Below are 25678 nucleotides of genomic sequence, written 5' to 3' on the forward strand. Positions count from 1 at the left end.
TGAACACAACAGCGGGTCAACCCGCGAATGCCGCCCAGGGTGGCTCAAGAGAGGCTAGGGAATATGAAGAAATCGTCCGCTCAAGGTGCCGAAGATCCCATCCTGCAATGGGTGACTTTCCGCCTGGACAATGAAACCTATGGCATCAACGTCATGCAGGTGCAGGAAGTCCTGCGCTACACCGAAATCGCGCCGGTGCCGGGGGCGCCGAGCTACGTGCTGGGCATCATCAACCTGCGTGGCAATGTGGTGACGGTGATCGACACCCGCCAGCGTTTCGGCCTCGGCCCGGCGCCGGTGACCGACAACACCCGTATCGTCATCATCGAAGCGGACAAGCAGGTGGTGGGCATCCTCGTCGACAGCGTGGCCGAGGTCGTCTACCTGCGGCAGTCGGAGATCGAGACTGCACCCAACGTCGGTAACGACGAATCCGCCAAGTTCATCCAGGGCGTCTGCAACAAGAACGGCGAACTGCTGATCCTCGTCGAGCTGGACAAGATGATGAGCGAGGAAGAGTGGTCCGAGCTGGAGAGCATCTGAGTTGATCTGGATTGCGCTGCTCGCGGTGGTCCTGGCCCTGGCCTGCATCGGCCTGGGCTGGACGTGCTACTGGCTGGCCAAGCGCCTGCGCCAGGAAGTGGAGGCGCAAGCCAAGCGTGACGCAGTGCGCGACCAGAAGCTCAAGGAGCTGGGGCGCCGCCTCGAAGCCTATTTCGAGGGCAGCGTACGCATGGGCGAAGACCTCCAGGAGCTTCGCCGCGTGGTCGCGCCCCTACCGGACAAGCTGAGCCGCATGGAGCAGCGTGATCCCACCAGCCTGTCCTTCTCCCAGGCGGCGCGACTGGTCGGCCTCGGCGCCACCGTCGACGACCTCACCCATTCCTGCGGCCTGACCAAGGCCGAAGCGGAACTGGTGAGCAAGCTTCACCAGGCCCGCAAGGATCACGACTGAGTTCGCCGCTCCGGACTCATTCCCCCCAGCCGGTTACCGGCTCACCCGTACCTCCAGCGCCACGCCACCTACCGGCTTGCCATTCTCCCGCTGCAGCAGATCGATGGTGAAACGCGAACCGCGCTTCGCCGCACTCGGCACCTGGATGCGCAGGCCGACACGCAGCGCCTCCGAGGGTCGCAGCAGGACGGGTATTTGCGCGCGTTCACCCTGTGTCCAGGGCAGCTCCAATGCTCCCGGAAATTGCTCGGCCAGCCGCTCCGCTGCATGGCTGGTGAGCACTGCCGGGTTTGAGTGCGCTCCGTCGCCGCGCTCAGCGCAGGAGCAATCCAGGCGCGTGGAGTCCTGCAATCGAGGAGGCGTGGGCAGTGCCAGGGCGTTGCTCCGTAATCCGGTCGCGAGGGCGCGTTTATCCAGAATCAGGCTTGCCGCCAGGCCTTCCAGGCCCTTTGGCCGCACCAGTTCAAGCTGCACGGTCAGCGCGCGTCGCGGCCGCAGGTTGATGGCCAGCAGCGGCAACACGATCCAGGCGTTCGGCGCCAGGTCGACCACCGTCAGGTTCTTCTGCGCCAGGTTGTTCTGTTCCCAGACGTGACGCCCGGCCTGTGGCCGATCGAAGCGGGTGAAGACGCTGGCCAGCAGGCAGGGATGGCTGCCGACGGGAGGAATCGCCGCGCGGGGCAAGCGTGCCTTGAGGATACGGCTTTCCCCGGGCCCCAGATCGAACGCTGCGGCCGCCGTCACGGCGGGCAGGAAGTCGGCGGGGTAGGTGAACTGGCTGCCGGCGTACTGCTTGATGTTGAAGCTGACGACCAGATGGCGCGCGATCGCTGTGGCACTGCGATTGCGCACACGGGCGTGGATCCAGTTGTCCTGGCCGTACTCCAGGTTCTGGTGCTCCAGTCCATCGTCGTCACGATTGCGTATCCAGAGATCGGGCGAGTCCCAGAAGCGGCCGGGCCAATCGTTTCCGCCGGGGTCGGCAGCGTCGTCTCGCAGCCAGAGGTCCGGCACGGGCGATGGGTCGGCGAAGCCATAGACGAAGCGATGGAATGCATCTACGCAATCGGGCTGCCCCGTGCTCGCCAGCAGGTGGCATTCGAGGTCCTCGCTGCGCACCGGGCGGGCGTGACGAGCCAGGTAGAAAGCGCGCATCTGGTCGCGCAGGGGTGTCGCCCCGGTCAGCGCCGCGATGCCTTTCCAGAGTCGTTCGCCGGCGCCATAGGCATCGAGATGGGTGACCCGCACCCAGGGATTGCGCGGACACAGGGCCAGGGCAGGCGCACTGAAGTCGAAGGGCTGAACACCCCCGGCTCCATTGCCGTGGTAGACGGTCCAGGCCTCGTCGAACCAGGCATCGGGCTGGCTCGCCGGCTTCAGGCCGCGCGCCCACCAGCTGTGGAATGCCTCGTGGCGCAACGCACCGGTGCCGCTGGTGGTGCCGCCGTCGTACTCCATTCCGCCCTGGTGGATGAAGGCGGTGAAGCGTCCTCCATGCAGGTAGCGCCCGGAGCTGTTCTCGTTGTCTGCGAGGAATCCGGCAATGGAACTGGCCTGGGTGGCGACGTTCACCGCGCTGCCGGCGAGCTTCCAGGCCGTCACCGCCACGGCGCTGCCCGAGATTGGCAGCACGGTATTGACCGTGGCGCTCTGCAGGCTGTCGCTCGGGCGCAGTTCCAGCAATGGCGAGAAGGCCGTGCTGCGTGCCGGAAAGGCGATGCTCCAGTGATTGCTGCCGAGGGCGCTGACCGTACCGTTGCTGATGGGCGTGTGGGCGACTGGCGTGTTCAGGAGCTGCAGGTCGAGCAGCAGTTCGAATTGGTCGTAGATCAGGTTCGCCGGGACGAATGCTTCGAGGTAGCGTCCTGCGCCGAGGTCGGTGAAGCCGAAGTTGAACACCAGCCGGGGACCCGCGCTCCAGGTGATCTGCGGCGCGTAGGAACCCGCAGTCGACGCTTGTGGCATGCCGACCGTGTAGGTCAGGCGCAGGCTGTGGGTGCTGCCGGCCTCCAGCACGCGGGCGAGCACGCGCAGGCTGGCGTTGGCGCCGCCGCCGAAATCGTGTGCGGCCACGTCGGCGAGTGGAAGGGGGGCGCCGTCCAGCCAGGCGCTTGTGGGCGTCTGGCGCAGATCGAAGATGGGGCAGCCGGCATTGACGCCCAAGCGGAATTCGAAGGTGGCGTCGCCGCTGGCCTGTTGGGTTGCCGCGTCAAAAGTGAGCGCAGCCTCGATTCGGGCGATGTCCACCGGCACGGCCCAGAACCCATCCACGAGGCGGGGCGGTGGCGCCAGGTCGAGGTTGGTGCCTGAGGTATCAGCCAGGGACGGCAGCAGGTGCAGCAGTCCGGCAAGGCCGGTGGCACATTCGCCGTCGCCGGGAATACAGGCGCTGCCATTGCGCTTGAGTATCGCGCGCCATCCATAGCCACGTGCGGCGAGCACGTCTGGCGCGGATTCACTGATGAAGATCGCGCGCTCACTGGCGGCGTCATGCTTCGCCTTTTGCCGGGCCAGGTCGAAGACGGGTTGTGCCGGTTTGCCGACATTGCCGGGGATCTCGGTGGACAGAGTGATGAGGCCGGGTTCGATGTATCGGCCCAGGTGCAATTGGTCGAGTTGCGTCTGGACGGCCGCGACTGTGGTGCCGGCCGCCTGGTTGCTCAAAAGGCCCAGGCGGTAGCCGCGCGCCTTGAGGATCTGCAGGCAGTCGAGGGTGTCGGCGTAGCGCTGGCGCACGCCGCCCACGGTGGTGACCAGCGTGTCGCCCAGATCGAAGAAGATCGTGGTGGGGTAGGGGCCTGGCATATCGCCCTCCTGGCAATGATTCAGACCGACGAATCAGTCGACGCGGCGATAGGTGACCGCGTTGCCCGTGGCATCGGTGATGGTGAGGGTGTCGCTATCCAGTTCGTAGCTGTAGGTGACGATGGCGTCGTTGGCGGTGGAAAGCGCGAGCTGCCCCGGCGCCCGGGTTGCCCAGGTGCCGCCGTCCCACCAGGTGAAGGCGCCGGGAGGATCAGCCTGGCCGGCATAGAGTCCGTCGGCTGCGAAGCGCAGGTAGCCGGCATAGCCGGTTGCATCGGCGGCCGCCGAACTCCTGTGCCACTGGCCGACCAGTCGCAGGTCCGCTTTCGTCATTGTCGTGGCTCCTTGGCAAATCACTCAGGTGGAGCGCCGGCCGGGGCCGGCGCTCCACCTTTCTGCAGCGCGTTACTTGGCGCGTACCAGCGTGGTCGACTTGGACTTGCCCTTGAGTGCCTTGGCCAGGTCCTTGGTGGCCGCACCGCCAGCGTCGTCGATCAGCGCAGCCAGCTTGCTGCGCTCGGCGTCGCTCATCACGGCATCCTGTTCGAGCAAGGCCACCGCAGCCTTGACGTCAGGCTTGCGCTTGAGGAAGCGACGCGCCAGGCGCTTGGCTGCGACAGCGGCGAAGTGCGGCCGCAGTACCGCCGAGTCGAGCGCCGCATCCAGTGCATCCAGGCCGTCGCCCAGATGGTCGCCGCCCAGGGCCAGCACGAGGTGCAGGTCGGGTGTGACGAGCACCTTGTGCGCCGCTTCGGCATGACGGGCATCCACCGCTGCGGTGACCATCACGGTCGAGCTACCGGCCGCGTGGGCAACCATTCCGTCGATTTCCCAGTGCACTTCGACCCGGACTTCATGGATGCCGGGCACGCCGAAGAGCGCGCCCTCGGCCCCCCGCAGCAGGGTCATGGAGTCTTCGAGGCGCTCGCCGGGCTGGAGTACCCGGAACGGACGATCCTCGATGCAGTGCACCAGCGTCCGGAAGCTGCGCACGCTACCGGCCGGATCGGTGACGGTGCCGCTGACGAAGTCGCTCTTCAGGCTCAGGGTCGCCGGCACCCGGACCGGCTGGTCGCCCTGGTTGACCAGGGCTACGCCGACGCGTACCGGGGCTCCCAGCGGCACTTCGCCGAGTAGCGGTGCGACCTCCACGGCCAGCCCGAAGACTTCGGCTTCGAGGTCGGTCGGGGTGATGCTCGGGGTACTGGTGGACGCACCACCGAAGGCCACCGAGCCCGGGCGCACGAAGGGATCGGGGTAGTGACGCAACTGCTTGAGATTGTCCGGGTTGAAGGACCACTGGATGTTGCTGGGGAACGGCGTCGCAGGTGTACCGGCGGAAGCGATGACATCGCTGGTGCACATGAAACCGTGGTCGGCAAAGTTGTGGTAGAGGCCCATGGCGTGCCCCAGTTCATGGACCGCAGTGCGGAAGTACGGAGCCGCCGCCGTGCCGAAACGCTGGCCGCTGACCGTGCCCCAACCCGCATCGATGGTCCAGTGCGAGGCGATGCCGATACCTTCGCGGGGAACGTTGTTGGAGTCGGTTCCGCTGGCGTCATACATGATCCCGCGCGGCGTGGAGTCGATGTTCTTCACCGCGAGGATGTGGTAGCGCCATTCGCTGTCGAGGTTCACTACCGCACGGCGCGCCAGCATCGCCGCGTGCATCTCGGCATCGGACCACGAATTGCCCGAGGGTTCGGCGACATTGGTATCGCTGAGGTTCACCGCGGTCTGCCAGCCGACGGCGTCCATCACGGTCGCCCAGGTGTGGCCAATACCGCTGTTGGTAGGGCGTTCGGAGCCAGACACCGTGTCGATCTCGACACTGCAGCGGCGGAAGTAGGCCGATAGCCAGCCCATGGTGAGGCGTCCGACCACTGTGTTGGCGGCGTTCTTCACATCGCCTTCGGCGTAGTCGGAGGACGATGGGTAGCCGGCGGGTGCGGTCATCCGCGTCATCTGCGCGGTGAGGGTGGACTCCAGCGCCCAGCTGTTCGGGGCGGTGAACCGGTACAGCTGGAAGCTGAGGCCGAAGCTGTTGCCGAGATAGAAGTACTCGGGCAGCGCAGTGACCCGGACGTAGTAGCGGTAGCGCGAGCGCGCCAGGATCGGGATGCCCGAGGCGGGATTGGGGCCGGCGAGGAGGATCGGCTTGAGTGGCAGGTCCTGGGTGACTATCGGCTGCCCCTGGAGGACCGGGAAGGGCAAGGGGATGGGAATCGGCAGGAAGATCACCGGTCGCTGATAGAGGTCGCCGCTGGCGGTGCGGCCGTCGCTGTGGCTCTCCACGCGCAGAGTCCCGTCGTAGGACACCAGCGGCGCACCGCTCGGCTTGTAGTTCAGTAGCCAGCAGCCGGCACGCACGCTGCGGATGGGCGGCAGGATGATGCGGCCCGGTATGGCCAGGGGCAGGTTGGGGTTGAGCGCGGTGGGGGAGGGCGTGGGACCGTCTTCCTGCGTCGGCGGGATCAGGTCGGGCATGGGAGGGATGTTGTTTTGATCTGGCAGGTTGGACACGTTGAACACTCCTATTCAACAAGGGGCGCACCCTGCCCGTGGAATCCAGCTTGCACGCGAGCGACTGCACTTCCGGTACGGTGCCCTTGATGTTGTCTCCTTCGATGAGGTCGGGTCATGCACGGCGACAATCGCATGACGTCAAAAGTATGGGTCGGAGGCGGCGTCTGTAAAACGCCACTCATCGCCTGAAACCCGCTTGGTACGCGGGTTCCAGCAATTTCGAAGCTGTCCGGCGGCGGGTTAGCGCGGCGGGTTCTTAGCCTGTCGTCGGGCGGTTCCGCGCAGGTCGGTTCCAGAGGGTCGGACTGGCCTAAGCTGAAATTCCGGGGCTTCTCTCCGGGGAGGTCCGGCGATGCGTCTACTTCCAGTTCTGTTGTTATGCCTGGTGTCCTGTCTGCAAGCCCAGGAAGCCCCCATGGAAGTAGAGGGCGCAATGACGGTCAATGTGTTGCAAGCACGTTACCTGTACGAGCGCGGCGCGATCTTCATCGATATACGACCCACGCGCGAGTGGACCTGGGGCCATATCCATGGCGCCCTGCACCTCGACCTGCTCGATCGGTTCAGCGACCTGGCCCAGCCGCAATGGCCACGCCAGATTCCCCTGGTGATCTATTGCGACAGCGAGGTCTGCCCCCACGGCGCCCAGGCGGTGAAGATGGCCGTGAGCTGGGGCTATCGGCAGGTCTTCTACTTCCGCGAAGGCTATTTCGCCTGGCAGTTGCAGGATTTCCCCCAGGGCAAGGGATTGGCGGGTGAGCGCCTGGTGCTCAGTGATCCGGAGCGTTGAGCAGGGGCAGGGCAGGGGTGACGTCACGTTTGGCATCAGGGTCGAAGCCGTCCGGGCATTTGCCCTTCAGGTACCAGGCGAACGCGATGATCTCGGCGATGGTGCGGTAGAGCGGCTCGGGGATCGCGTCGCCCAGTTCCAGCCGGGCCAGCAGACGCACCAGATCGGCGTTCTCGTAGATGGGCACTTCGTATTCGCGGGCAATGGCGAGGATGGCTTCGGCCAGCTCGTCGTCGCCCTTGGCGGTCAGGTTGGGAGCGCTTGTACCGTCATAGGAGAGGGCAATGGCCTGGCGCGGTTTCTTGCTCATTCCGGCTTCCTTGCAAATGTGCAGTGCGAAGGCAAGCGAGCAGCGACGAGGCAGTACGAACAGTACGGAGAGGAGCTGTGAGCGCAGCCGAGAAAGCTGAACGCATGCAAGGGAGTTGGAATCATGCGGTTTCGTCTACCCAGCGCTGTTCGAGTGTGGTGCGGTGGCCACGTGGTGGCTGGCCCTGGATGCAGGCCAGTTCGCCAACGGTGAGGCCTGCCGCCTGCAGGCGCTCACGCAGGTTCGGCAGCTCGCGGCCGATCAATCCGGCGGTGTCGGCGCGCTCCGCCCACAGCTGACTGGACAGGCTGCCCTGCGCCAGTTGCGCCTGCACCTGCAAGGGGCCGAGAGGCTCCAGGTCGAAGGCCAGTTCGATACGCCAGAGGCTTTCCTTGCGCTCGTTCTTTTCCTGCCGGCCTTCCTGCTCCTGCTGCAGTTTGATCTGCAGCGGGACGATCTCCTGCTGGTTACGCATCGGCACTTCGAGCTGCCAGGTGGTCAGCAGGTTGCCTTCGGGCGTTACCTGGGTCTGGGCGAGGCTGGAGAGTTGGTGCGTCTGCAGCCGCGAAACGGCGGCGGCAGCCAGTTTGAGCAGGGTTTCCAGATCGCCTTCTTCCTCGGCGGCCTGCGCGAGACGCGACGGCAGGGGGAAACTCAGCGCCTGTTGGCGGGCATTGGCCTGGCCGAGGGCGCCCAGGGCATTGCGGATGAAAGCCGGCAGGGCCTGGGCCATGGCGTTGCTGGTGCCGGTGGTCGGAAGGCTGGCGGGCGTGGGCAAGGCTGGCAGCAACTGGGCGACCAGGCGCAGCAGGTTGGCCTTGAAGTCCTGGGGCAGGGAGCCGGCCTGGCCGGCCAGGAGTCGTGACTCCAGCAGGGCGCCGCTGTTTTCCAGGGCAGCAGCCAGGACCTTGGGGTCGCCCAACTGGCGGATGTCGGGCAGGGCGCCGAGCAGTTTGTCCATGGCCGCGCGCAGGTTTTCCGGGAGGTTGTCCCGGCCGGTGTTCTGCAGCGCGCCAAGCAAGGCGTCGAGGGACCCCTGGCGGCTTTGTTGCCCCGCCAGTTGCTGGGTGAGTTCGAGCTGGTCCAATTGTGCGGCCAGAGGCAGGAATTGCAGCATCTGGCTGCCCTGGACCTGGGCGCTGAGCAGGCTGCCGATGGCCAGCGGGCGCGGGCTTTCGATGCTCAGCTGGCTACCGGCCAGCGGTGTGTTGAGTACATTGACCAGCACTTTATAGACCGCCGCCTGGGCCTTGCCCTGGGCGGCCAGTTCGCTGGACAGGACCTTGCCCTGAATCAGGGTGCCCACCGGCAGCAGCTCGAGGTCGAGGCTGCCGAGGGCGCGTTCGCCGCCTTTCAGTGCCATGGCCAGGCGGGTATCCGAAAGAGCGGTGATGTTGAGCAGGCTGCCCTGGGCCAGAGGGCGCGTGCTGCTGGCTTCGAGGGTGGTCTGGGTACCGTTGGCCAGGGTCAGCTTGAGCAGCAATTGGAAGCTCTGCGCGGTTTCCTTGAGGGCGATCACTTCGGCGTCGGCGCTTTCGCCAGCGCTCAGCAATCCGTCCAGGGGTTGGAGCAGTTTGAGCGCCATGTCCGCCGCGTTCTGCACAGGGCGGGTAACGGCCTGGCTGGGCGGGAGAGGGCGCGCGCCGCTGATCTCGGTCATGAAGGGGTTACAACCTGTCGAAAAAGCTGGCTTCGGGGGTGAGAGATGGCATGTATAATGCCGCCCCGTCCGGGCCGGCCGCGAGCGTTGGAGTTCTCCAGTATAGCGGCCGGCACCTTCCTGACTTGAATACATCCCGGGTACCCATGCCGTGACCAGTCCCTATCTCGAGACCGTGGCCCTCGCCTGCGAGCGGGATTGGCGCCTGCTTTTCGAGCGGCTGGACCTGCAGTTGTCCCGTGGCGAGATGCTCCAGGTCGCCGGTCCCAATGGCAGCGGCAAGACCAGCCTGCTGCGTCTGCTCTGCGGTCTGATGCAGCCCACCGCGGGGGAAGTCCGCCTGAATGGCAAGGCGTTGGCCAGCCAGCGCAGCGAACTGGCGCGCAACCTGCTGTGGATCGGTCATGCCGCCGGCATCAAGGGCTTGCTGACTCCGGAAGAAAACCTGCGCTGGCTCTGCGCCCTGCACCAACCTGCCGAGCGCGATGCCATCTGGCGGGCGCTGGAGGCCGTGGGCCTGCGCGGTTTCGAAGATGTGCCCTGCCACACCCTGTCCGCCGGCCAGCAACGCCGTGTCGCCCTGGCACGCCTGTACCTGGATGCGCCGCCCCTGTGGATTCTCGACGAACCCTTCACCGCCCTCGACAAGCAGGGCGTCGCCCAACTCGAGGCGCACCTGGCGGCTCATTGCGATCAGGGCGGCCTGGTGGTCTTCACCACCCACCACACCATGGGTCAGGTGCCCGCCGGTTATCGCGAACTCGACCTGGGGCAGCGCCGCGCATGAGTAACGTCTTCACCCTGCTGGTCGCCCGCGAAGCCCGCCTGCTGGTACGCCGTCCGGCGGAATTGGCCAACCCGCTGGTGTTCTTCGCCATAGTGGTCGCATTGTTCCCGCTGGCCGTTGGCCCTGAGACCCAATTGTTGCAAAGCCTTTCTCCCGGCCTGGTCTGGGTAGCGGCCCTGTTGGCCGTGCTGCTCTCGCTGGACGGGCTTTTCCGCAGTGATTTCGAAGACGGCTCCCTCGAACAGTGGGTCGTTTCGCCGCACCCCCTGCCGCTTCTTGTCCTGGCCAAGGTGCTGGCACACTGGCTTTTTTCCGGATTGGCCCTCGTCCTGCTGGCGCCGCTGCTGGCGCTGATGCTCGGTTTGCCTGCGCGTTGTCTGCCGGTGCTGTTGCTCTCGCTGCTGCTCGGTACCCCGGTCTTGAGCCTGTTGGGCGCCGTTGGCGCTGCACTGACCGTAGGGCTCAAGCGCGGCGGCCTGCTGCTGGCGCTGCTGATCCTGCCGCTCTACATCCCGGTGCTGATTCTCGGCAGCGGGGCATTGCAGGCGGCGCTGCAAGGATTGCCGACCGTTGGCCACCTGTTGTGGCTGGCGAGCCTCACCGCCCTGGCGGTGACCCTGACACCCTTTGCCATTGCCGCCGGCCTGACCATCAGCGTCGGTGAATAAGAAACAGAGTTGCCTGACCATGAGAAAGCTGTCGATGTCCGAACAGGCTCAAGCGCCGAGCGGGTGGTCCCGATGAACTGGACCTGGTTCCATAAGCTTGGCTCGCCGAAATGGTTCTACGAGATCAGCGGGCGCTGGCTGCCCTGGCTCGCCTGGGGCGCGGTGATCCTGATCGCTGTCGGCCTGGTCTGGGGGCTGGCCTTCGCGCCGCCGGACTACCAGCAGGGCAACAGCTTCCGCATCATCTATATCCACGTGCCGGCGGCTTTCCTGGCCCAGTCCTGCTACATCATGCTCGCCGTCTGCGGGGTGGTCGGCCTGGTGTGGAAGATGAAAATCGCCGACGTCGCCCTGCAGGCCGCCGCGCCGATTGGCGCCTGGATGACCTTCGTGGCCCTGGTGACCGGCGCCATCTGGGGCAAGCCGACCTGGGGCGCGTGGTGGGTGTGGGATGCTCGACTGACGTCGATGCTCATCCTCCTTTTCCTGTACTTCGGTGTGATTGCCCTCGGCCAGGCGATCAGCAATCGTGACAGCGCCGCCAAGGCCTGCGCGGTGCTGGCCATCGTCGGGGTGATCAACATCCCGATCATCAAGTACTCGGTGGAGTGGTGGAACACCCTGCACCAGCCGGCCACCTTCAAGATCACCGAGAAACCAGCCATGCCCGCAGAAATGTGGGTGCCGCTGCTGATCATGGTGCTCGGCTTCTACTGCTTCTTCGGCGCCGTGATGCTGATGCGCATGCGCCTGGAAGTGCTCCGGCGCGAATCCCGCGCCAGTTGGGCCAAGGCCGAGATTCAGGCACAAGTGGGTAAGGTCTGATGAGTTTTTCTTCCTTCACCGAGTTTCTCGCCATGGGTAACCATGGCCTTTATGTCTGGACCGCTTACGGCATCAGCCTGGTGGTACTGGCCATCAACGTCGCCATGCCGCTGATTGCGCGGCGCCGTTACCTGCAAGACGAGGCGCGCCGTTTGCGCCGGGAGGAGTCGAAGTGAATCCGGTTCGCAAGAAGCGCCTGTTCATCATCCTTGCCATCCTGGCGGGCGTGGGCATTGCCGTGGCGCTGGCGCTTTCCGCGCTGCAACAGAACATCAACCTGTTCTACACCCCCACCCAGATCGCCAACGGCGAGGCTCCGCAAGACACCCGCATCCGCGCTGGCGGCATGGTGGAGAAGGGCTCGGTGCAACGCAGTGGCGACTCCCTCGACGTGCAGTTCGTCGTCACCGACTTCGCCAAGAGCGTGACCATTCGCTACCACGGCATCCTTCCCGACCTGTTCCGCGAAGGGCAGGGCATCGTCGCCCTCGGCAAGCTGAATGGCGATGGCGTGCTGGTGGCTGACGAAGTGCTGGCCAAGCACGACGAAAACTACATGCCGCCGGAAGTGACCAAGGCCCTCAAGGAAAGTGGCCAACTTCCGAAGAAGGAGGGCTGATCTGATGATACCCGAACTCGGCCATCTGGCCCTGATTCTTGCCCTGTGCATGGCGCTCGTGCAGGCAACGCTGCCGCTGATAGGCGCCTGGCGCGGTGACCGCCAGTGGATGAGCCTGGCGCAGCCGGCCGCCTGGGGACAGTTCGCGTTCCTGGCCTTCGCCTTCGGCTGCCTGACCTACGCGTTCATGGTGGACGACTTCTCCGTCGCCTATGTCGCCAGCAACTCCAACAGTGCACTGCCCTGGTACTTCAAGTTCAGCGCCGTCTGGGGTGCCCACGAAGGTTCGCTGCTGCTGTGGGCGCTGATCCTCGGCGGCTGGACCTTCGCCGTGTCGATCTTCTCCCGGCAACTGCCGGAAATAATGCTGGCCCGTGTGCTGGCCGTGATGGGGATGATCAGCATCGGCTTCCTGCTGTTCCTGATTGTCACCTCCAACCCGTTCAATCGCCTGCTGCCGAACATGCCGGCCGACGGCAATGACCTCAACCCGCTGCTGCAGGACTTCGGCCTGATCGTTCACCCGCCGATGCTCTACATGGGCTACGTCGGTTTCTCGGTGGCTTTCGCCTTCGCCATCGCCGCACTGCTCGGCGGTCGCCTGGACGCTGCCTGGGCGCGCTGGTCGCGGCCGTGGACCATCATTGCCTGGGCCTTCCTCGGCGTGGGTATCGTGCTCGGCTCCTGGTGGGCCTACTACGAGTTGGGCTGGGGCGGCTGGTGGTTCTGGGACCCGGTGGAAAACGCATCCTTCATGCCCTGGCTGGTGGGGACCGCGCTGATTCACTCCCTGGCGGTGACCGAGAAACGCGGCGTGTTCAAGAGCTGGACCGTGCTGCTGGCCATCGCGGCGTTCTCCCTCAGCCTGCTGGGCACCTTCCTGGTCCGTTCCGGTGTGCTCACCTCGGTACACGCCTTTGCCTCCGACCCGGAGCGCGGCGTGTTCATCCTGGCATTCCTGCTGTTGGTCGTGGGCGGTTCACTGGCGTTGTTCGCGGTGCGTGCTCCCGTGGTGAAGAGCCAGGTGGGCTTCGCCCTCTGGTCTCGCGAGACCCTGCTGCTGGTGAACAACCTGGTGCTGGTGGTGGCGGCCTCGATGATCCTGCTCGGCACCCTCTACCCGCTGGTACTGGACGCCCTGTCCGGCGCCAAGCTGTCGGTGGGCCCGCCGTACTTCAATGCCCTGTTCGTGCCGTTGATGGGCCTCGTCATGCTGGCCCTGGCCGTCGGCGTGCTGGTGCGCTGGAAGGACACCCCGGTGAAATGGCTGCTGGGCATGCTCGGCCCGGTGCTGATCGGCAGCTTGCTGCTGGGTGTGCTGGCAGCCTTCTTCTATGGTGACTTCCACTGGGCGGTGCTGGCCGTGGGCGCGTTGTCTGCCTGGGTCGTGCTGGCCGGCGTCCGGGATTTGATCGACAAGACCCGCCACAAGGGCCTGCTCAAAGGTGCCGCTGGCCTGACCCGTAGCTACTGGGGCATGCAACTGGCCCACGCCGGTATCGCAGTCTGTGCCCTGGGCGTCGTGCTCTCCAGCCAGTACAGCGCCGAGCGTGACCTGCGCCTGGCGCCTGGCGAATCGGTGGAGCTGGGCGGCTATCGCTTCCTCTTCGAGGGCGCGGCGCACCATGAAGGTCCGAACTTCACCTCCGACAAGGGCACCGTGATCGTCTACGAGGGCGAGAAACAGGTTTCGGTGCTGCATCCGGAGAAGCGTCTGTACACCGTGCAGCAGTCCGTGATGACCGAAGCCGGCATTGACGCCGGGTTTACCCGCGACCTCTACGTCGCGCTCGGCGAACCCCTGGACAATGGCGCCTGGGCCGTACGCGTACACGTCAAACCCTTCGTCCGCTGGATCTGGCTGGGCGGCTTGCTGATGGGCCTGGGCGGCCTGCTGGCAGCCTTCGATCGTCGCTACCGCGTGAAAGTGAAGACCCGCGTCCGTGAGGCGTTGGGCATGGCTGGAGCCCAAGCATGAAGCGTTTGATCCTCGTCCTGCCCCTGCTGGGCTTCCTCGCCATCGCGCTGTTCCTGTACCGCGGACTGTTCCTCGATCCGGCCGAGCTGCCCTCGGCCCTGATCGGCAAGCCGTTCCCGGCCTTCTCGCTACCCAACGTCACCGGCGAGCGCACCCTCACCGAGGCTGACCTCAAGGGCAAGCCGGCGCTGGTCAACGTCTGGGGCACCTGGTGTGTCTCCTGCCGCGTGGAGCACCCGGTGCTGAACAAGCTGGCGCAGATGGGCGTGACCATCTACGGCGTCAACTACAAGGATGACAATGCCGCCGCGCTGAAATGGCTGAAGGAGTTCCACAACCCCTATCAGCTGGACATCCGCGACGAGCAGGGCAGCCTCGGCCTGGACCTGGGCGTCTACGGCGCGCCGGAAACCTTCCTGATCGACAAGGACGGCATCATTCGCCACAAGTTCGTCGGCGTGATCGACGAAGTGGTCTGGCGCGAACAACTGGCCCCGCTGTACCAGTCCCTGGTGGACGAGGAGCAGGCACCATGAACACTACTGCGCTCGATCATGCTGCGTTGAAAACCGGCTCAGAATGCTCATTTACAGCACGTAAACTGCGCTTCTTCGCCGGTTTTCGCCTTGCCTGCTCTTCGCTCGTTACGTGTTCATGGCACCTGTCGAAAGGCCTGATCGCCGCTGCCCTGTTGGGGCTGGCCCTGACCGGAGTCGCCAAGGCCGCCATCGATACCTACCAGTTCAAGGATGAGGCCGAGCGCGAGCGCTTCCGCGTCCTGACCGAAGAACTGCGTTGCCCGAAGTGCCAGAACCAGAACATCGCCGACTCCAACGCTCCGATTGCCACCGACCTGCGTCGGGAAATCTTCCGCATGCTGGAAGAGGGCAGGAGCAACGACGAGATCGTCGACTACCTCGTTGCACGCTACGGCGACTTCGTGCGCTACAAGCCGCCGATCAACACCCGCACGCTGCTGCTCTGGTACGGCCCTGCCGGTCTGCTGGTCGGTGGGCTGGTGGTGCTGGGCATCATCGTCGTGCGCCGTCGCCGGGTGGAGAACAGCCCCGCGCAGGTGCTGCTTTCTGCCGATGAGCAGGCCCGTCTCGACGCCCTGCTGAACTCCGAGAACCAGGACAAGAAAGACTCATGATCGATTTCTGGCTCGCCGCCGGCCTGCTCCTGCTGGTCGCCTTGGCTTTCCTGCTGATCCCCGTGCTGCGCGGCCGCAAGGCCCAGACCGAGGAAGACCGCACCTCCCTCAACGTCGCCCTCTACCAGGAGCGCCTGGACGAACTGGACTCCCAGCATGCCTCCGGCACCCTGACCGCCGAGCAATTCGAAGCCGGCCGTGCGGAAGCTGCCCGTGAACTGCTGGCCGATACCGAAGGTGCCGACAACGGCCGCGTTTCCCGCTTGGGCAAAGCCCTGCCGCTGGTGGCCGCGATACTGGTGCCGGCACTGGGTTTCGGCCTTTACCTGCACTGGGGCGCCAGCAGCAAGGTGGAGCTGGCCCGTGAACTGCGCGAGCAACCGCGCAGCATCGAGGAAATGACTTCGCGCCTGGAACGCGTGGTCGAGGCGCAACCGGAGTCCGCCGAAGGCTGGTACTTCCTCGGCCGCACCTACATGGCGCAGGATCGCCCGGCGGATGCCGCACGTGCCTACGAGCAGGCCGTCAAGCGTGGCGGCCGCGAGCCCGAACTGCTCGGCCAGTGGGCCCAGGCCTTGTACTTCGCCAGCCAGAAGAAGCTGACCCCCGAGGTCAAGGCGCTGACCGAAGAGGCCCTGAAGGCCGATCCCAACGAAATCACCAGCCTTGGACTGCTCGGCATCGCCGGCTTCGAGGAAGGCCGCTTCCAGGACGCGATCACCTACTGGGGACGCCTGATCACCCAGCTGCCAGCCGACGATCCGTCCCGTGGCGCCCTGCAGGGCGGGATCGACAAGGCGCGCGAAAAACTCAAGGAGAGCGGCGTAGCCGTCGAAGAACCGGCCGCGGCGCCGGCGCCGACCGGTGCCGAGCTCAAGGTCCATGTCGATCTGGCGGCCGACCTCAAGGACAAGGTGCAGCCTGGCGACAGCGTGTTCATCTTCGCCCGCGCTACCTCGGGCCCGCCCATGCCGCTGGCGGTCAAGCGCATGACCGTGGCGGACCTGCCGGTGGAAGTCAGCCTGAGCGACGCCGACGCGATGATGCCGCAGCTCAAGCTGTCCAACTTCCCGCAGGTACAACTGGTCGCCCGGATTTCCCGTAGTGGCAATGCGACCGCAGGGGAATGGATAGGAAGCAGTTCGCCGCTGTCTACTGGTACGTCGGATACCCAACGACTGACCATCGACAGCCCGGACAAGAAATGACCATCCACACCGCGTTTCCGGCAGCGCCGAGCACCCGCTTCGGCCTGCCCCTGATCTGCCTCCTCCTGACCCTGGCCGGTTGTGCTGGCCAGGGCCCCTATCAAGAACCCGAAGAGCCGGTGTGGGAACCTTCCCGCAAACCGCCAGCGGTACAGACGCCGCCGCCGCAGAATCGACCCCTGCCGCCGGTTCAGCCGCAGCCTCCCAAGCAGGCTCCGCGCATGAAGGCCCATCCGCGCTTTGCGCCGCCGCCCGGTGGTAACTGCTACTGGGACACCGGCCTGGGCGTCTATGTGCTCGAAGGTGAGCGCAACGTGTTCTATCGCGAGCGCGTCTACTATCGCTGGGACAATGGCTGGAGCTACTCCAATGGCCCGCAGGGGCCCTGGCAACCTACCGATGCCAGTGGCGTCCCGGCAGGCCTGGGTCGGCATTTCCGCTGATTTTGGCGTCAAGGAGCGGGCCTGCAACCCGCTCCATATCCCTTCCCCGTGCCGGACCGTACGGGACGCCCTGCACATCACCGCCCCCGATAGTTGCCGCCGACGAGCACCTTATGTAGTGTGCTGGCACTGCGCTATCTAGGAGCTCGTGGATGCTGCCCCGTCTTGCTTTTGCCGCCATCGCCGTGCTGCTGGCGCAACCCCTTGCCGCCCAGGTCTACCAGTGGCGCGATGCCGATGGGAAGCTGCATTTCACCGACACCCCGCCGCCTCAGAGCCGCGCGGTGGAGAGCGAGAACCTCCAGGTGAACAGCATGAATTCGCTTCCCCCAAAACCGCCGGAACCGGCCGTCGACCCTGAGGCACAGAAGCCATCGCCCACCCCAGCCCAGCTCCAGCAGAAGGGACTGCAGCAGTGCTCCACGGCCATCGCGCGCATGCCTACCCTGATCAACGAAACGCAGAAGCTCGGCCGCGATGCGGTGCGCAAGCAGAAGATCACCCAGAACCAGCTCGACAAGGCGATGTTCAAGATGGACGACTTCTACAAGGGCCTGAAGCGCAACGAGCGTGAGTGCGTTAGCGAGTACGTCGCCAGCGAGAAGAGCCGGGTTTCCATCGATTGCCTGGCGGACACGCAGGACGTGCTGACATTCGGCCAATGCATGCAGTTCGCCGAGTGGACGGAAACCTTCAAGTAGACCGTTCGAGTGCGATGGCTCCCGGTGCGGCCATCAATGGCGATCCGGGAGGCTAGTGGCCGAGGCTTCGACCCGGCTGCGCTTTTTCGCCGTTGCTACCAGAAGGTGCATGGCGCCATAGCCGACGACGATCAGCAACGGGTACGCCATCATCAGTTCGGCCAGGCTGTACTTCCACGCCAAGGGCCGACCAACGCCCAGCAGTGCCGCGTAGAACCAGGACACCGCAGAGACCGTGCCGGTAAACAGCGCAAGGCTGCGCATGGCCGGAGCCAGGCCAAGCACGGAGCCGGCGCGCGCCAGTGCCGGCAGGATTGCCTGGTGCAGCAGCATGCCGTTCACCGTCAGCAGCACGACGATGAGTACCTTGGCTTGCAGCTTGGGATTGAGCAGGTAGGTCCAGCCCTTGACCGACATGTCCAGCAGGACGATGGCCGCGCCAGTCAGCCAGAGCACCATCAGTGCAGCGGAAATGGTACGGCGCAAAGATTCCAGGTGGGACTCGCCGCAGTGGGCGGAGTCGTCGCCACGCAGCAATTGCCTGGCCAATGCAAGGTCACTGGTGAGCACCAGGCCGACTGCTACGCAGCAAGCGAGCAGGTGCATGTAGAGGACTGCCAGGCGCAGCAGTTCGAGGTTGGTCTCCTGCTTAAGCAGCGCGACCACCAGGTGAAAGAATTCCATGTTCTGTCTCTTGTTCTATGAAATCGCCATCCCCGTTCCGAGCCTCCAGAGGCTCAGCCTGCGGCGGCTTGTTCGGCATTGGGCGGTTTGCAGGAACAAGAATTATTGCTACAGGGCGCGCGATGCTATTTGTAAGTAATTATTAATGTCAAAGGGGAATCGGGTGACGCTCGTACCAGTTTGTGCGCTGGGGCGAGCGGATACCAATGGACGGTTCAGCAACGGTGGAACGCTGAACCGGGAAGTTCAGGGGTTTTCCGGGTCGTGCCCGAGGGCCTGGATGAACAGCGAGAACAGCTCCGGCTGGGAAGAGATGTCCAGCTTGGCGTAGAGATGCCGACGGTGCACCTTCACCGTCTCCGGTGAGATCGCCAGCCGCTCGGCCATGGCCTTGGACGAGTAACCCCGAAGGATCAGCCGGGCAATCTCCAACTCCCGGTCCGACAGCACGCCGGCGCCGAACTGGCTCAAGGCGTCGCGGACCTGCGAGGCCACTTCATCCTGTCGGGTCAGCAAGGGAACGTGGGTGCGCTGCAACCAGTGCTGTTCCATCAGCGCCAGGACCCATCCCGACAGCATCCCCAGCATTCCGCACTCCTCAGCGCTGAAGCGGCGGCGCATGCCCAGCGATAACGACAGGCTGCCCCGGTTCTCCAACTGGACGATGAATTGCACCTCGTCCTCCAGCACGTTGTCGTGGAAGTAGTTCAGGTAGTACTCGCTCTGGCGAAAATGGTCCGGGGCGATCTCCTCCAGCCGGTAGAAACCATTGGGCAGGCCTTCGCGGCATGCCTGGTAGAAGGGGTCGAGCAGGTACAGGCCGTCCAGGTAGACCGGCATGGAAGCGGGGCCGCCTTGCGGCTCCGCGTCGTATTCCTCAAGGGGCTGGGGCGCGCCGTCGCTGGGGTAGAAGGTGGCCAGGGCATTGTCGAACGGCAGCCACTGGTGCAGCAGCAGGATGAGCTGCTTCCAGAAGCGGTCACCGCCGAGCTGTCCGATTGCGCGACCCAGGCCGGCGTGCAGGGCGGCTTCCCTGAACAGACTGTCCATCCGGTTCTCCGATCGAGTGATGGGGTAGGGGAAGCCAAGCTTGGCTGATCCGGGGCGGGCATCGTCAAGGGGCGTACTCCAATAGGGTGATTGGCGTGTCCTGAAGGTCTGCCGAGAATCTGCCCACAACGACAGCGTCCCGATCAGGCGACGCACCTCACAGATTCCTACTGCCTCAACCACGAATAACAACCAGAGGATCAGGATATGCCCGCGCCTACCCCCGAGAACGGCGTGCTCAAGCCCAGATTGAGCACCGCTGACGTAGTTGCCATCACCGTTTCGAGTGTCACCCCCGCCAGTTCGGTTTTTGTCATCGCGCCATTCGCCATCCAGCAGGCTGGCAGCGGTGCCTTCCTGTCATTCGTGCTGGCCGGCGTGCTGGCGCTGATGTTCGCCTGGTGCTACGCGGAACTGGGACGCGCCCACACGTCCGCCGGCGGTGAGTACGTCTACGCCAAGCGCGTGTTCGGCGGCTTGGCTGGCTACGCGACCTTCCTCATGGTGCTGGCGATGCTGCTGTTCATCCCGCCGGTGCTGGCCACTGGCACTGCGACCTACCTCAACGTCGCGCTCGGTACGCAGTTCGATTCGCAACTGGTCGCCCTGGTGGTCGTGGGGGCCAGTTACCTGCTGGGCATCCTCAACATCAAGCTCAATGCCTGGGTCACGGGCGCCTGCCTGCTGTTGGAAGTGGCGGCCCTGCTGGTGATTGTCGCGCTGGGTTTCGGCAATGCCACGCAGCCCGCCAGCGTGCTGTTGCATCCCCAGGTCGTCGACAACGGCGTACTGGGCGTGGCGCCCATGGCGCTGGTGCTCAGCACAGTCGGCATGGCGCTGTTTTCCTATAACGGCTTCGGTGGCGCAGTGCTCATGGCTGAAGACATGAAGTGCGGCGGGCGAGGGGTTCCGCGTGCGGTGCTCTGGTCGTTGTTGCTGGTGGTCGCCATCGAGCTGGTCCCGCTCACCGCGATCCTTATCGGGGCCCCGTCGCTGACGGACATGATCGCCAGTCCCGACCCCATCGGCTACCTGCTCTCGAGTCATGGCAACGAGACGCTGTCGCGGCTGGTCAGTGCCGGTATTTTCCTCTCCGTGTTCAACGCCATCATCGCCATCGTCATCCAGATCGGGCGGGTGATCTTCAGTAGTGGCCGCGACGAGCTGTGGATGCCATCCCTCAATCGCGCCTTCACCCGCATCCATCCACGCTGGGAGTCGCCGTGGCTCGCCACGCTGTTCCTGGCCGTACCGTCGGCGTTGCTCAGCTTCAGTTCCAACCTGGCGGAGATGACCTCGTTCACCGTGCTTTTGATCGTCCTCGTCTACCTGATCGTCGGGCTCTGCGCGCTGTTCAGTCGCGTGCTGCGGCGTGACCTGGAACACAGCTACCGCATGCCGCTCTGGCCACTGCCGGCCCTGCTGGCGGTCACCGGCGCGGGGTATCTGCTGCTCAACCTGGCACAGGAAGCGTCCAGCCAGGATCTGTTGATCATCTTCGGGCTGCTGGCGGTATCGGCCATCCTCTATGGCACCTACGGCAAATTCAGCCCGGCTTTTCAGAAACTCTGAGTCACAGGAGTCGTTATGCGCGCGCGTCAACTTGGTATCACCCTCGGACTCGGTACGCCGGGTGAATTCAACGCCATCACGGATGTGCCGGGCGTGCGGGTCGGGCACAGCACGATCTGCGAGGAGCGCGGCGGCAAGCCGGTGCGCACCGGTGTGACGGTGATACAGCCCCGGGACGGTTCGGCGCGCGAGCAGCCCTGTTTCGCCGGCTGCCACGTACTCAATGGAAATGGCGACGCCACCGGCCTGGAATGGATTCGCGAGGCGGGTCTGCTGAGCACCCCGATCGCCATCACCAATACCCATAGCGTCGGTGTGGTACGCGATGCTCTGGTGGCTGCCGAGCGGGATGCGGCCGGCGATGCCGTGTACTGGTGCATGCCGGTGGTGATGGAAACCTACGACGGGCTGCTCAACGACATCTGGGGCCAGCATGTCGGGCCGGCACAGGTGCAGGCGGCGTTGGCTGATTCGCGCTCCGGCGAAGTGGCCGAAGGGCCGGTCGGTGGCGGCACCGGCATGATCTGCCATGAGTTCAAAGGTGGAATCGGCACCTCGTCGCGACGTCTCACCGCAGAGCAGGGCGGCTGGACCGTGGGCGCCCTGGTCCAGGCGAATCACGGCGTGCGCCAGGAATTACGGGTGGATGGCTATCCGGTTGGCCGGGTATTGCGGGAGATCGAGTCGCCCTTCGCCGAGCGCGACACACCCGGCATGGGCTCCATCGTGGTCATCCTGGCCACCGATGCTCCGCTGTTGCCGCACCAGTGCCAGCGACTGGCCCAGCGCGCCTCCATCGGCATCGCCCGCACCGGCGGCGGTACCGAGGATTCCAGTGGGGATATCTTCCTCGCCTTCGCCACCGGTAACCGGGATATGCCTGCTGCGGACTACGCACGCAAGGACCTGCCGCTCAGCACGCCACTCGCCATGCTCAACAACGATCACATTTCGCCGTTGTTCGCGGCGGCTGCGGAAGCGGTGGAGGAGGCCATCGTCAATGCGCTGCTGGCCGGGCGCGAGATGGTCTGCGCGGATGGACGGCGAGTGCCGGCGCTGGATGGGGAGACATTGCTGGAGGCCCTGAAGGCACAGGGCTGGAAGGGGAAACCTGCCCGCTGATGCGGGCAGGTTTGAGGCTTACTGGCCGGTGTAGACCTGGTCGAAGATGCCACCGTCGTTGAAGTGGGTCTTCTGCACGTCACGCCAGTTGCCGAAGGTCTTTTCCACGGAGAGGAATTCCACCTTGGGGAAGCGGTCGGCGTATTTGGCGAGAATCTCCGGGTTGCGCGGACGCAGGTAGTTGTTGGCGGCGATGGTCTGGCCTTCGTCGCTCCACAGGTACTTGAGGTAGGCCTCGGCGGCAACGCGGGTGCCTTTCTTGTCCACGACCTTGTCGACCACGGCCACCGGCGGCTCGGCCTCGGCGGAAACGCTGGGGTAGACCACTTCGAAACCGCCACGGCCGAACTCGCGGGCGATCATTTCGGCTTCGTTCTCGAAGGTCACCAGCACGTCGCCGATCTGGTTCTGGATGAAGGTGGTGGTAGCGGCGCGGCCGCCGGTGTCCAGTACAGGCGCCTGTTTGAACAGCTTGCCGACGAACTCCTTGGCCTTGTTCTCGTCACCGCCGTTCTTCAGCACGTAACCCCAGGCGGACAGATAGGTGTAGCGACCGTTGCCGGAGGTTTTGGGGTTGGGTACCACGACCTGGACGCCGTCCTTGAGCAGGTCCGGCCAGTCCTTCAGGGCCTTGGGGTTGCCCTTGCGCACGATGAATACGGTGGCCGAGGTGAAGGGGGCGCTGTTGTTCGGCAGGCGAGCGGCCCAGTCCTGCGGCACCAGGCCGCCGTTGTCGGCCAGGGCGTTGATATCGGTTGCCTGGTTCATGGTGATGACATCGGCGGGCAGGCCGTCGATCACTGCGCGGGCCTGTTTGCTGGAACCGCCGTGGGACATCTGCAGGGTGATGTTCTCGCCTTTTTCCTCTTTCCAGTGCTTCTGGAAGGCGGCGTTGTAGTCCTTGTAGAAGTCGCGCATCACGTCGTAGGAAACGTTGAGCAGGGTGGGCGCGGCCTGGGCGGCGCTGGCCAGGGCGAGGCCGGCGGCAAGGAGGGAGGCGGAGAACAGTCGTTTCACAAGTCGTTCCTTCTGGGGCAGTGTTAGCGGGCGACTATAGCTGATGGCCATATGGGCTTTTAATACTAAAAAGTCATTTGGTTATGCTTTTGTAGGTTGTGGCTGAGCTGCGCGAAGCCCAACGTCTCATTGGTTGGCTCCGTTGTTGGGCTTCGCTGCGCTCGCGGAACGCCGCCCGGCCCAACCTACAAAAGCAGACAGGCTCAGAACACGCGGCCGAGATTGAGGTAGAGCGCGCGTTCGGCCTCGTCGTTCAGGCCGTAGCTGAAGTCCAGGGGGCCCAGCGGCGTGTCGAAACTGACGAATATGCTGGCCGCGTTGATGTAGCCGCTGTCGAAGCTGTTGTCGTTGTTCCAGGCCCTGCCGCGCTCCAGGCTGCCGCCGACGTAGAGCGGAACGTCCAGCGGCAGGAAGGAGCGCTGGGTGAGACGGCGGTAGTAGATGGCCCGTGCCAGGCTGATGTTCTGTCCGGCCACGGAGTCCTGGCGGAAGCCCGAAAGTTGCCGCGCACCGCCCAGCAGGAAGCTCGATGTGATCACTTCGGCGTCATCCAGTGTGCGGCCGTAGCGTCCCCCCAGGACGAAGGTGTCCGGACCGGAACCCAGCGCCTTGTCCAGGCTCAGTTGCCATTGCCGATAGCGCTCGTCGGAGCCCAGGCTCGGGTCGTACTGGCGCAGGCTCAGGCTGATGTCTTCGCCCTCGTGGGGGTAGTCCACGTTGTCCAGGGTGTCGAAGGAATACTTCAGTTCGTAGTAGCCCTCGGTGAACTCGAAGCTCGGCAGGTCGCGCTCGCCCACGCGCACATCCGCCTGGCCCCAGGCCTGGCCGACGCCGAAGCGGATCTCACCGTTGTTGGCGATCTGCCGTCCAAGGTTGAGGCCATAGCCGTAGCGCTCCAGGCGGTATTCGGCGATGGGGTCGTTGTCGAGGATGGCTTCGACGTTCTGCGCCTCGCCGAACAGATAGGGCGCCACGAAATAGCGCGAGCCGGCGTCCAGCGGTTGGTAGAACTCGCTATAGAGCTCCTGGTGGTCGCCCAGCTGCAGGCGCGTCAACCATTCGGCGCCCAGTTCGTTGATGCCGTTCTTGCGGTAGCTGGCGCCCAGGTTGAAGGCACTGTCTCCGCGCATGTCGTCGGAAAGGTTCAGGCCCAGGCGCAGGTAGTCGGTGCCGGCACGCTTGCCGCGCGCGTTGATCACCAGGGCGTTGCCATCCTTGCGTTTGACCACCCGGTAATGCACCTGCTCGAAGTAGTCCAGGCCATACAGGGTGCTCATGTCGCTTTGCAGGCGATCGAGGTTCAGCGGTTGGCCCAGGGGCTGGCGAATGTAGCGACGAATCACCGCGTCACCGATTTTCGAGTCGTTCTCGATGAGGATGCTGCGGATCACCGGCGTGCGTTCGCTGGGCAGGCGCGCGCTGTCCAGTTCCTGGTCGCGGCTGGCTGACAACGGGCGCAGTTCGGCCAGGCGGGGGGCAAGTATCTGCGCGGCCCGGTAGCCGGCGTCGATCATTTCGCGGGAGCGACCGAAGTCAGTGGCGCCGTAGCCGGCCAGGGGCGGCTGGATGAGTACGTCGGTGGATTCGAGCGTGGCCAGCTGGGCTTCGGAGTTGGTGCGGGTCATCAGGGTGACCGACTGGTTGAGCACGTCCACCACCGTTGCCAGCTCCTTGCGTGAGCGCAGCGGCGTGCCGATGTCGACCACGATCACACGGTCCACCCCCATCTCGCGGGCCACGTCCACGGGGATGTTATCCACCATGCCGCCGTCCACCAGCAGTCGTCCGTTCACTTCCACCGGGGCGAAAACGGCGGGTATGGACATGCTGGCGCGGATCGCCTGGGGCAGGTGGCCCTTGTGGAAAACCACCTTCTCGCCGGTGGCGATATCGGTGGCGACGGCGCGGAAGGGGATGGCCAACTGGTCGAAGTCGCGGGTATCGCTGGTGTGCACCAGCAGGCTTTCCAGCAGCAGGGCGAGGTTCTGGCCCTGGATCACCCCCAACGGCAGGCCGAGGCTGCCGTCGTCGCGGAAGCTCAGTCGTTGCTTGACCAGGAAATCACGGTCGTCTTGCTTGCGGCGGAACGGGACTTCCTGGCGTGGCGGGGCGTCGGACAATGCTCGCTGCCAGTCCAGGTGGACAGCGATCTGCTCCAGCTCATCCACCGGGTAGCCGGCGGCGTAGAGCCCGCCGATGACTGCCCCCATGCTGGTGCCGGCGATGGCGTCGACCTTGATGCCCTGTTCCTCCAGTGCCTTGAGCACGCCGATATGGGCGAGGCCACGGGCGGCGCCGCCGGACAGCACCAGGCCGATGCGCGGTTCGGGCTGGGCGAGGCAGAGGAGGGGGGCGAACAACAGGCAAAGCAGAAGGCGGCGCATAACGCATCCCTGGTCAGGCGAAAGTCCGAAGCCGGCTATTATAGGGCGCCCAATCCGTCGCCGAGCCCAGCCATGTCCGCAAGCAAGCCCGAAATCGTCATCAACTACTGCACCCAGTGCCAATGGCTGCTGCGCGCCGCCTGGCTGGCCCAGGAGCTGCTCAGCACCTTCAGCGACGACCTCGGCAAGGTGAGCCTGGAACCCGGCACCGGCGGGGTATTCCGCATTACCTGCGACGGCGTGCAGATATGGGAACGCAAGGCCGACGGCGGCTTCCCGGAGGCGAAGGTGCTCAAGCAGCGTGTGCGTGACCAGATCGACCCGGCGCGGGACCTCGGTCACAACGATCGCCCCTGATTATCCCGCGCTTGCTGCAGATCAACGGAGCGGCCTCTTTCGAGGCATAGCCTGACGGCATTTC

The 25678-nt window shown here is 65.0% G+C and carries 26 protein-coding genes; 17 read left to right on the forward strand and 9 right to left on the reverse strand.

Going from position 1 to position 25678, the window contains the following annotated elements; all coding sequences use genetic code 11:
* The first annotated feature begins 63 nt into the window (after window positions 1-63).
* Together DM872_RS17395 and DM872_RS17400 are read left to right on the forward strand one after the other, a co-directional pair.
* Entirely contained in the window at window positions 64-543 is a 480-nt protein-coding gene (locus DM872_RS17395) for a chemotaxis protein CheW (RefSeq protein ID WP_016493839.1), read from the forward strand.
* A gap of 1 nt (window position 544) precedes the next feature.
* The gene (locus DM872_RS17400; protein ID WP_179060642.1) at window positions 545-955 is read left to right on the forward strand and encodes a DUF2802 domain-containing protein; all 411 of its coding nucleotides are present in this window, start codon (window positions 545-547) and stop codon (window positions 953-955) included.
* A 33-nt stretch (window positions 956-988) separates the two neighbouring features.
* On the opposite strand, the gene DM872_RS17405 is transcribed toward DM872_RS17400, so the two are convergent.
* The 3 genes from DM872_RS17405 to DM872_RS17415 form a co-directional block, all read right to left on the reverse strand.
* Window positions 989-3760, reverse strand: a complete 2772-nt coding sequence (locus DM872_RS17405; RefSeq protein WP_179060643.1) for an HAD family hydrolase — start codon at window positions 3758-3760, stop codon at window positions 989-991.
* A 33-nt stretch (window positions 3761-3793) separates the two neighbouring features.
* Window positions 3794-4093, reverse strand: a complete 300-nt coding sequence (locus DM872_RS17410; RefSeq protein ID WP_179060644.1) for a hypothetical protein — start codon at window positions 4091-4093, stop codon at window positions 3794-3796.
* A 72-nt stretch (window positions 4094-4165) separates the two neighbouring features.
* Window positions 4166-6283 (reverse strand): hypothetical protein, encoded by a 2118-nt coding sequence (locus DM872_RS17415; protein ID WP_218649371.1) that lies wholly within the window; start codon window positions 6281-6283, stop codon window positions 4166-4168.
* Window positions 6284-6638: 355 nt separating this feature from the next.
* On the opposite strand from DM872_RS17415, the gene DM872_RS17420 reads away from it, so the two are divergent.
* On the forward strand, window positions 6639-7076 hold the full coding sequence (locus DM872_RS17420; RefSeq protein ID WP_077521955.1) for a rhodanese-like domain-containing protein: 438 nt from the start codon (window positions 6639-6641) through the stop codon (window positions 7074-7076).
* Here the strand turns inward: DM872_RS17420 and DM872_RS17425 are convergent.
* Together DM872_RS17425 and fliK are read right to left on the reverse strand one after the other, a co-directional pair.
* Complete coding sequence (locus tag DM872_RS17425) at window positions 7057-7386, reverse strand: EscU/YscU/HrcU family type III secretion system export apparatus switch protein (RefSeq protein ID WP_179060645.1); 330 nt, start codon at window positions 7384-7386, stop codon at window positions 7057-7059. The genes DM872_RS17420 and DM872_RS17425 overlap by 20 nt on opposite strands.
* A gap of 121 nt (window positions 7387-7507) precedes the next feature.
* The gene (gene fliK, locus DM872_RS17430; protein ID WP_179060646.1) at window positions 7508-9046 is read right to left on the reverse strand and encodes a flagellar hook-length control protein FliK; all 1539 of its coding nucleotides are present in this window, start codon (window positions 9044-9046) and stop codon (window positions 7508-7510) included.
* 151 nt (window positions 9047-9197) lie between these two features.
* Here fliK and ccmA point away from each other — a divergent pair, with 151 nt between their 5' ends.
* From ccmA to DM872_RS17485, 11 genes are all read left to right on the forward strand, one after another.
* Window positions 9198-9833: a cytochrome c biogenesis heme-transporting ATPase CcmA gene (gene ccmA / locus DM872_RS17435; RefSeq protein ID WP_179060647.1), complete on the forward strand. Its 636-nt coding sequence runs from the start codon at window positions 9198-9200 to the stop codon at window positions 9831-9833.
* The gene (gene ccmB, locus DM872_RS17440) at window positions 9830-10501 is read left to right on the forward strand and encodes a heme exporter protein CcmB (RefSeq protein WP_028626578.1); all 672 of its coding nucleotides are present in this window, start codon (window positions 9830-9832) and stop codon (window positions 10499-10501) included. Before ccmA ends, ccmB begins: the two co-directional genes overlap by 4 nt.
* Window positions 10502-10573: 72 nt before the next feature.
* Window positions 10574-11326, forward strand: a complete 753-nt coding sequence (locus DM872_RS17445) for a heme ABC transporter permease (protein WP_179060648.1) — start codon at window positions 10574-10576, stop codon at window positions 11324-11326.
* The gene (gene ccmD, locus DM872_RS17450) at window positions 11326-11502 is read left to right on the forward strand and encodes a heme exporter protein CcmD (protein WP_120649971.1); all 177 of its coding nucleotides are present in this window, start codon (window positions 11326-11328) and stop codon (window positions 11500-11502) included. The genes DM872_RS17445 and ccmD overlap by 1 nt, the downstream gene beginning before the upstream one ends.
* Window positions 11499-11945 (forward strand): cytochrome c maturation protein CcmE, encoded by a 447-nt coding sequence (ccmE, locus tag DM872_RS17455; protein ID WP_179060649.1) that lies wholly within the window; start codon window positions 11499-11501, stop codon window positions 11943-11945. Before ccmD ends, ccmE begins: the two co-directional genes overlap by 4 nt.
* Window positions 11946-11949: 4 nt before the next feature.
* The gene (locus DM872_RS17460; RefSeq protein ID WP_179060650.1) at window positions 11950-13923 is read left to right on the forward strand and encodes a heme lyase CcmF/NrfE family subunit; all 1974 of its coding nucleotides are present in this window, start codon (window positions 11950-11952) and stop codon (window positions 13921-13923) included.
* Window positions 13920-14459 carry a DsbE family thiol:disulfide interchange protein gene (locus DM872_RS17465; protein ID WP_179060651.1) on the forward strand — a complete coding sequence of 180 codons (540 nt, stop codon included), beginning with the start codon at window positions 13920-13922 and terminating at the stop codon, window positions 14457-14459. Before DM872_RS17460 ends, DM872_RS17465 begins: the two co-directional genes overlap by 4 nt.
* 125 nt (window positions 14460-14584) lie before the next feature.
* Window positions 14585-15076, forward strand: a complete 492-nt coding sequence (locus DM872_RS17470) for a cytochrome c-type biogenesis protein (RefSeq protein WP_373273725.1) — start codon at window positions 14585-14587, stop codon at window positions 15074-15076.
* Window positions 15073-16284 (forward strand): c-type cytochrome biogenesis protein CcmI, encoded by a 1212-nt coding sequence (ccmI, locus tag DM872_RS17475; RefSeq protein ID WP_179060652.1) that lies wholly within the window; start codon window positions 15073-15075, stop codon window positions 16282-16284. Before DM872_RS17470 ends, ccmI begins: the two co-directional genes overlap by 4 nt.
* On the forward strand, window positions 16281-16727 hold the full coding sequence (locus DM872_RS17480) for a hypothetical protein (RefSeq protein ID WP_179060653.1): 447 nt from the start codon (window positions 16281-16283) through the stop codon (window positions 16725-16727). The genes ccmI and DM872_RS17480 overlap by 4 nt, the downstream gene beginning before the upstream one ends.
* A 152-nt stretch (window positions 16728-16879) precedes the next feature.
* Window positions 16880-17428: a DUF4124 domain-containing protein gene (locus DM872_RS17485; RefSeq protein ID WP_179060654.1), complete on the forward strand. Its 549-nt coding sequence runs from the start codon at window positions 16880-16882 to the stop codon at window positions 17426-17428.
* A 33-nt stretch (window positions 17429-17461) separates the two neighbouring features.
* On the opposite strand, the gene DM872_RS17490 is transcribed toward DM872_RS17485, so the two are convergent.
* Both DM872_RS17490 and DM872_RS17495 read right to left on the reverse strand, forming a co-directional pair.
* Window positions 17462-18112, reverse strand: coding sequence for a hypothetical protein (locus DM872_RS17490; protein WP_256873424.1), 651 nt, complete (start codon window positions 18110-18112; stop codon window positions 17462-17464).
* A 246-nt stretch (window positions 18113-18358) separates the two neighbouring features.
* On the reverse strand, window positions 18359-19162 hold the full coding sequence (locus tag DM872_RS17495) for a helix-turn-helix transcriptional regulator (protein ID WP_179060655.1): 804 nt from the start codon (window positions 19160-19162) through the stop codon (window positions 18359-18361).
* Window positions 19163-19369: 207 nt separating this feature from the next.
* On the opposite strand from DM872_RS17495, the gene DM872_RS17500 reads away from it, so the two are divergent.
* Both DM872_RS17500 and DM872_RS17505 read left to right on the forward strand, forming a co-directional pair.
* A complete protein-coding gene (locus DM872_RS17500) occupies window positions 19370-20734 on the forward strand; it encodes an APC family permease (RefSeq protein WP_179060656.1) in 1365 nt (454 codons plus the stop codon).
* Window positions 20735-20749: 15 nt separating this feature from the next.
* On the forward strand, window positions 20750-21856 hold the full coding sequence (locus tag DM872_RS17505; RefSeq protein ID WP_179060657.1) for a DmpA family aminopeptidase: 1107 nt from the start codon (window positions 20750-20752) through the stop codon (window positions 21854-21856).
* An 18-nt stretch (window positions 21857-21874) separates the two neighbouring features.
* Here DM872_RS17505 and DM872_RS17510 read toward each other — a convergent pair whose 3' ends face one another.
* Complete coding sequence (locus DM872_RS17510; protein WP_179060658.1) at window positions 21875-22873, reverse strand: sulfate ABC transporter substrate-binding protein; 999 nt, start codon at window positions 22871-22873, stop codon at window positions 21875-21877.
* 203 nt (window positions 22874-23076) lie between these two features.
* Window positions 23077-25257, reverse strand: a complete 2181-nt coding sequence (locus DM872_RS17515) for a patatin-like phospholipase family protein (protein ID WP_179060659.1) — start codon at window positions 25255-25257, stop codon at window positions 23077-23079.
* Between the two features lie 72 nt (window positions 25258-25329).
* Between DM872_RS17515 and DM872_RS17520 the strand changes: the two genes are divergently transcribed.
* On the forward strand, window positions 25330-25614 hold the full coding sequence (locus tag DM872_RS17520; RefSeq protein WP_077521995.1) for a SelT/SelW/SelH family protein: 285 nt from the start codon (window positions 25330-25332) through the stop codon (window positions 25612-25614).
* The last annotated feature ends 64 nt before the right edge of the window (window positions 25615-25678 follow it).

The sequence above is a fragment of the Pseudomonas taiwanensis genome (assembly GCF_013393345.1).
GTDB classification, from domain to species: Bacteria; Pseudomonadota; Gammaproteobacteria; order Pseudomonadales; family Pseudomonadaceae; genus Metapseudomonas; species Metapseudomonas resinovorans_C.

Excerpts from the sequence above, each read along its gene's own strand:
- DM872_RS17395 (WP_016493839.1), top strand. The coding sequence starts at position 64 with ATGAAGAAATCGTCCGCTCAAGGTGCCGAAGATCCCATCCTGCAATGG.
- DM872_RS17405 (WP_179060643.1), bottom strand. The coding sequence starts at position 3,760 with ATGCCAGGCCCCTACCCCACCACGATCTTCTTCGATCTGGGCGACACG.
- DM872_RS17410 (WP_179060644.1), bottom strand. The coding sequence starts at position 4,093 with ATGACGAAAGCGGACCTGCGACTGGTCGGCCAGTGGCACAGGAGTTCG.
- DM872_RS17420 (WP_077521955.1), top strand. The coding sequence starts at position 6,639 with ATGCGTCTACTTCCAGTTCTGTTGTTATGCCTGGTGTCCTGTCTGCAA.
- DM872_RS17425 (WP_179060645.1), bottom strand. The coding sequence starts at position 7,386 with ATGAGCAAGAAACCGCGCCAGGCCATTGCCCTCTCCTATGACGGTACA.
- fliK (WP_179060646.1), bottom strand. The coding sequence starts at position 9,046 with ATGACCGAGATCAGCGGCGCGCGCCCTCTCCCGCCCAGCCAGGCCGTT.
- ccmB (WP_028626578.1), top strand. The coding sequence starts at position 9,830 with ATGAGTAACGTCTTCACCCTGCTGGTCGCCCGCGAAGCCCGCCTGCTG.
- DM872_RS17445 (WP_179060648.1), top strand. The coding sequence starts at position 10,574 with ATGAACTGGACCTGGTTCCATAAGCTTGGCTCGCCGAAATGGTTCTAC.
- ccmD (WP_120649971.1), top strand. The coding sequence starts at position 11,326 with ATGAGTTTTTCTTCCTTCACCGAGTTTCTCGCCATGGGTAACCATGGC.
- DM872_RS17460 (WP_179060650.1), top strand. The coding sequence starts at position 11,950 with ATGATACCCGAACTCGGCCATCTGGCCCTGATTCTTGCCCTGTGCATG.
- DM872_RS17465 (WP_179060651.1), top strand. The coding sequence starts at position 13,920 with ATGAAGCGTTTGATCCTCGTCCTGCCCCTGCTGGGCTTCCTCGCCATC.
- ccmI (WP_179060652.1), top strand. The coding sequence starts at position 15,073 with ATGATCGATTTCTGGCTCGCCGCCGGCCTGCTCCTGCTGGTCGCCTTG.
- DM872_RS17480 (WP_179060653.1), top strand. The coding sequence starts at position 16,281 with ATGACCATCCACACCGCGTTTCCGGCAGCGCCGAGCACCCGCTTCGGC.
- DM872_RS17485 (WP_179060654.1), top strand. The coding sequence starts at position 16,880 with ATGCTGCCCCGTCTTGCTTTTGCCGCCATCGCCGTGCTGCTGGCGCAA.
- DM872_RS17490 (WP_256873424.1), bottom strand. The coding sequence starts at position 18,112 with ATGGAATTCTTTCACCTGGTGGTCGCGCTGCTTAAGCAGGAGACCAAC.
- DM872_RS17495 (WP_179060655.1), bottom strand. The coding sequence starts at position 19,162 with ATGGACAGTCTGTTCAGGGAAGCCGCCCTGCACGCCGGCCTGGGTCGC.
- DM872_RS17500 (WP_179060656.1), top strand. The coding sequence starts at position 19,370 with ATGCCCGCGCCTACCCCCGAGAACGGCGTGCTCAAGCCCAGATTGAGC.
- DM872_RS17505 (WP_179060657.1), top strand. The coding sequence starts at position 20,750 with ATGCGCGCGCGTCAACTTGGTATCACCCTCGGACTCGGTACGCCGGGT.
- DM872_RS17515 (WP_179060659.1), bottom strand. The coding sequence starts at position 25,257 with ATGCGCCGCCTTCTGCTTTGCCTGTTGTTCGCCCCCCTCCTCTGCCTC.
- DM872_RS17520 (WP_077521995.1), top strand. The coding sequence starts at position 25,330 with ATGTCCGCAAGCAAGCCCGAAATCGTCATCAACTACTGCACCCAGTGC.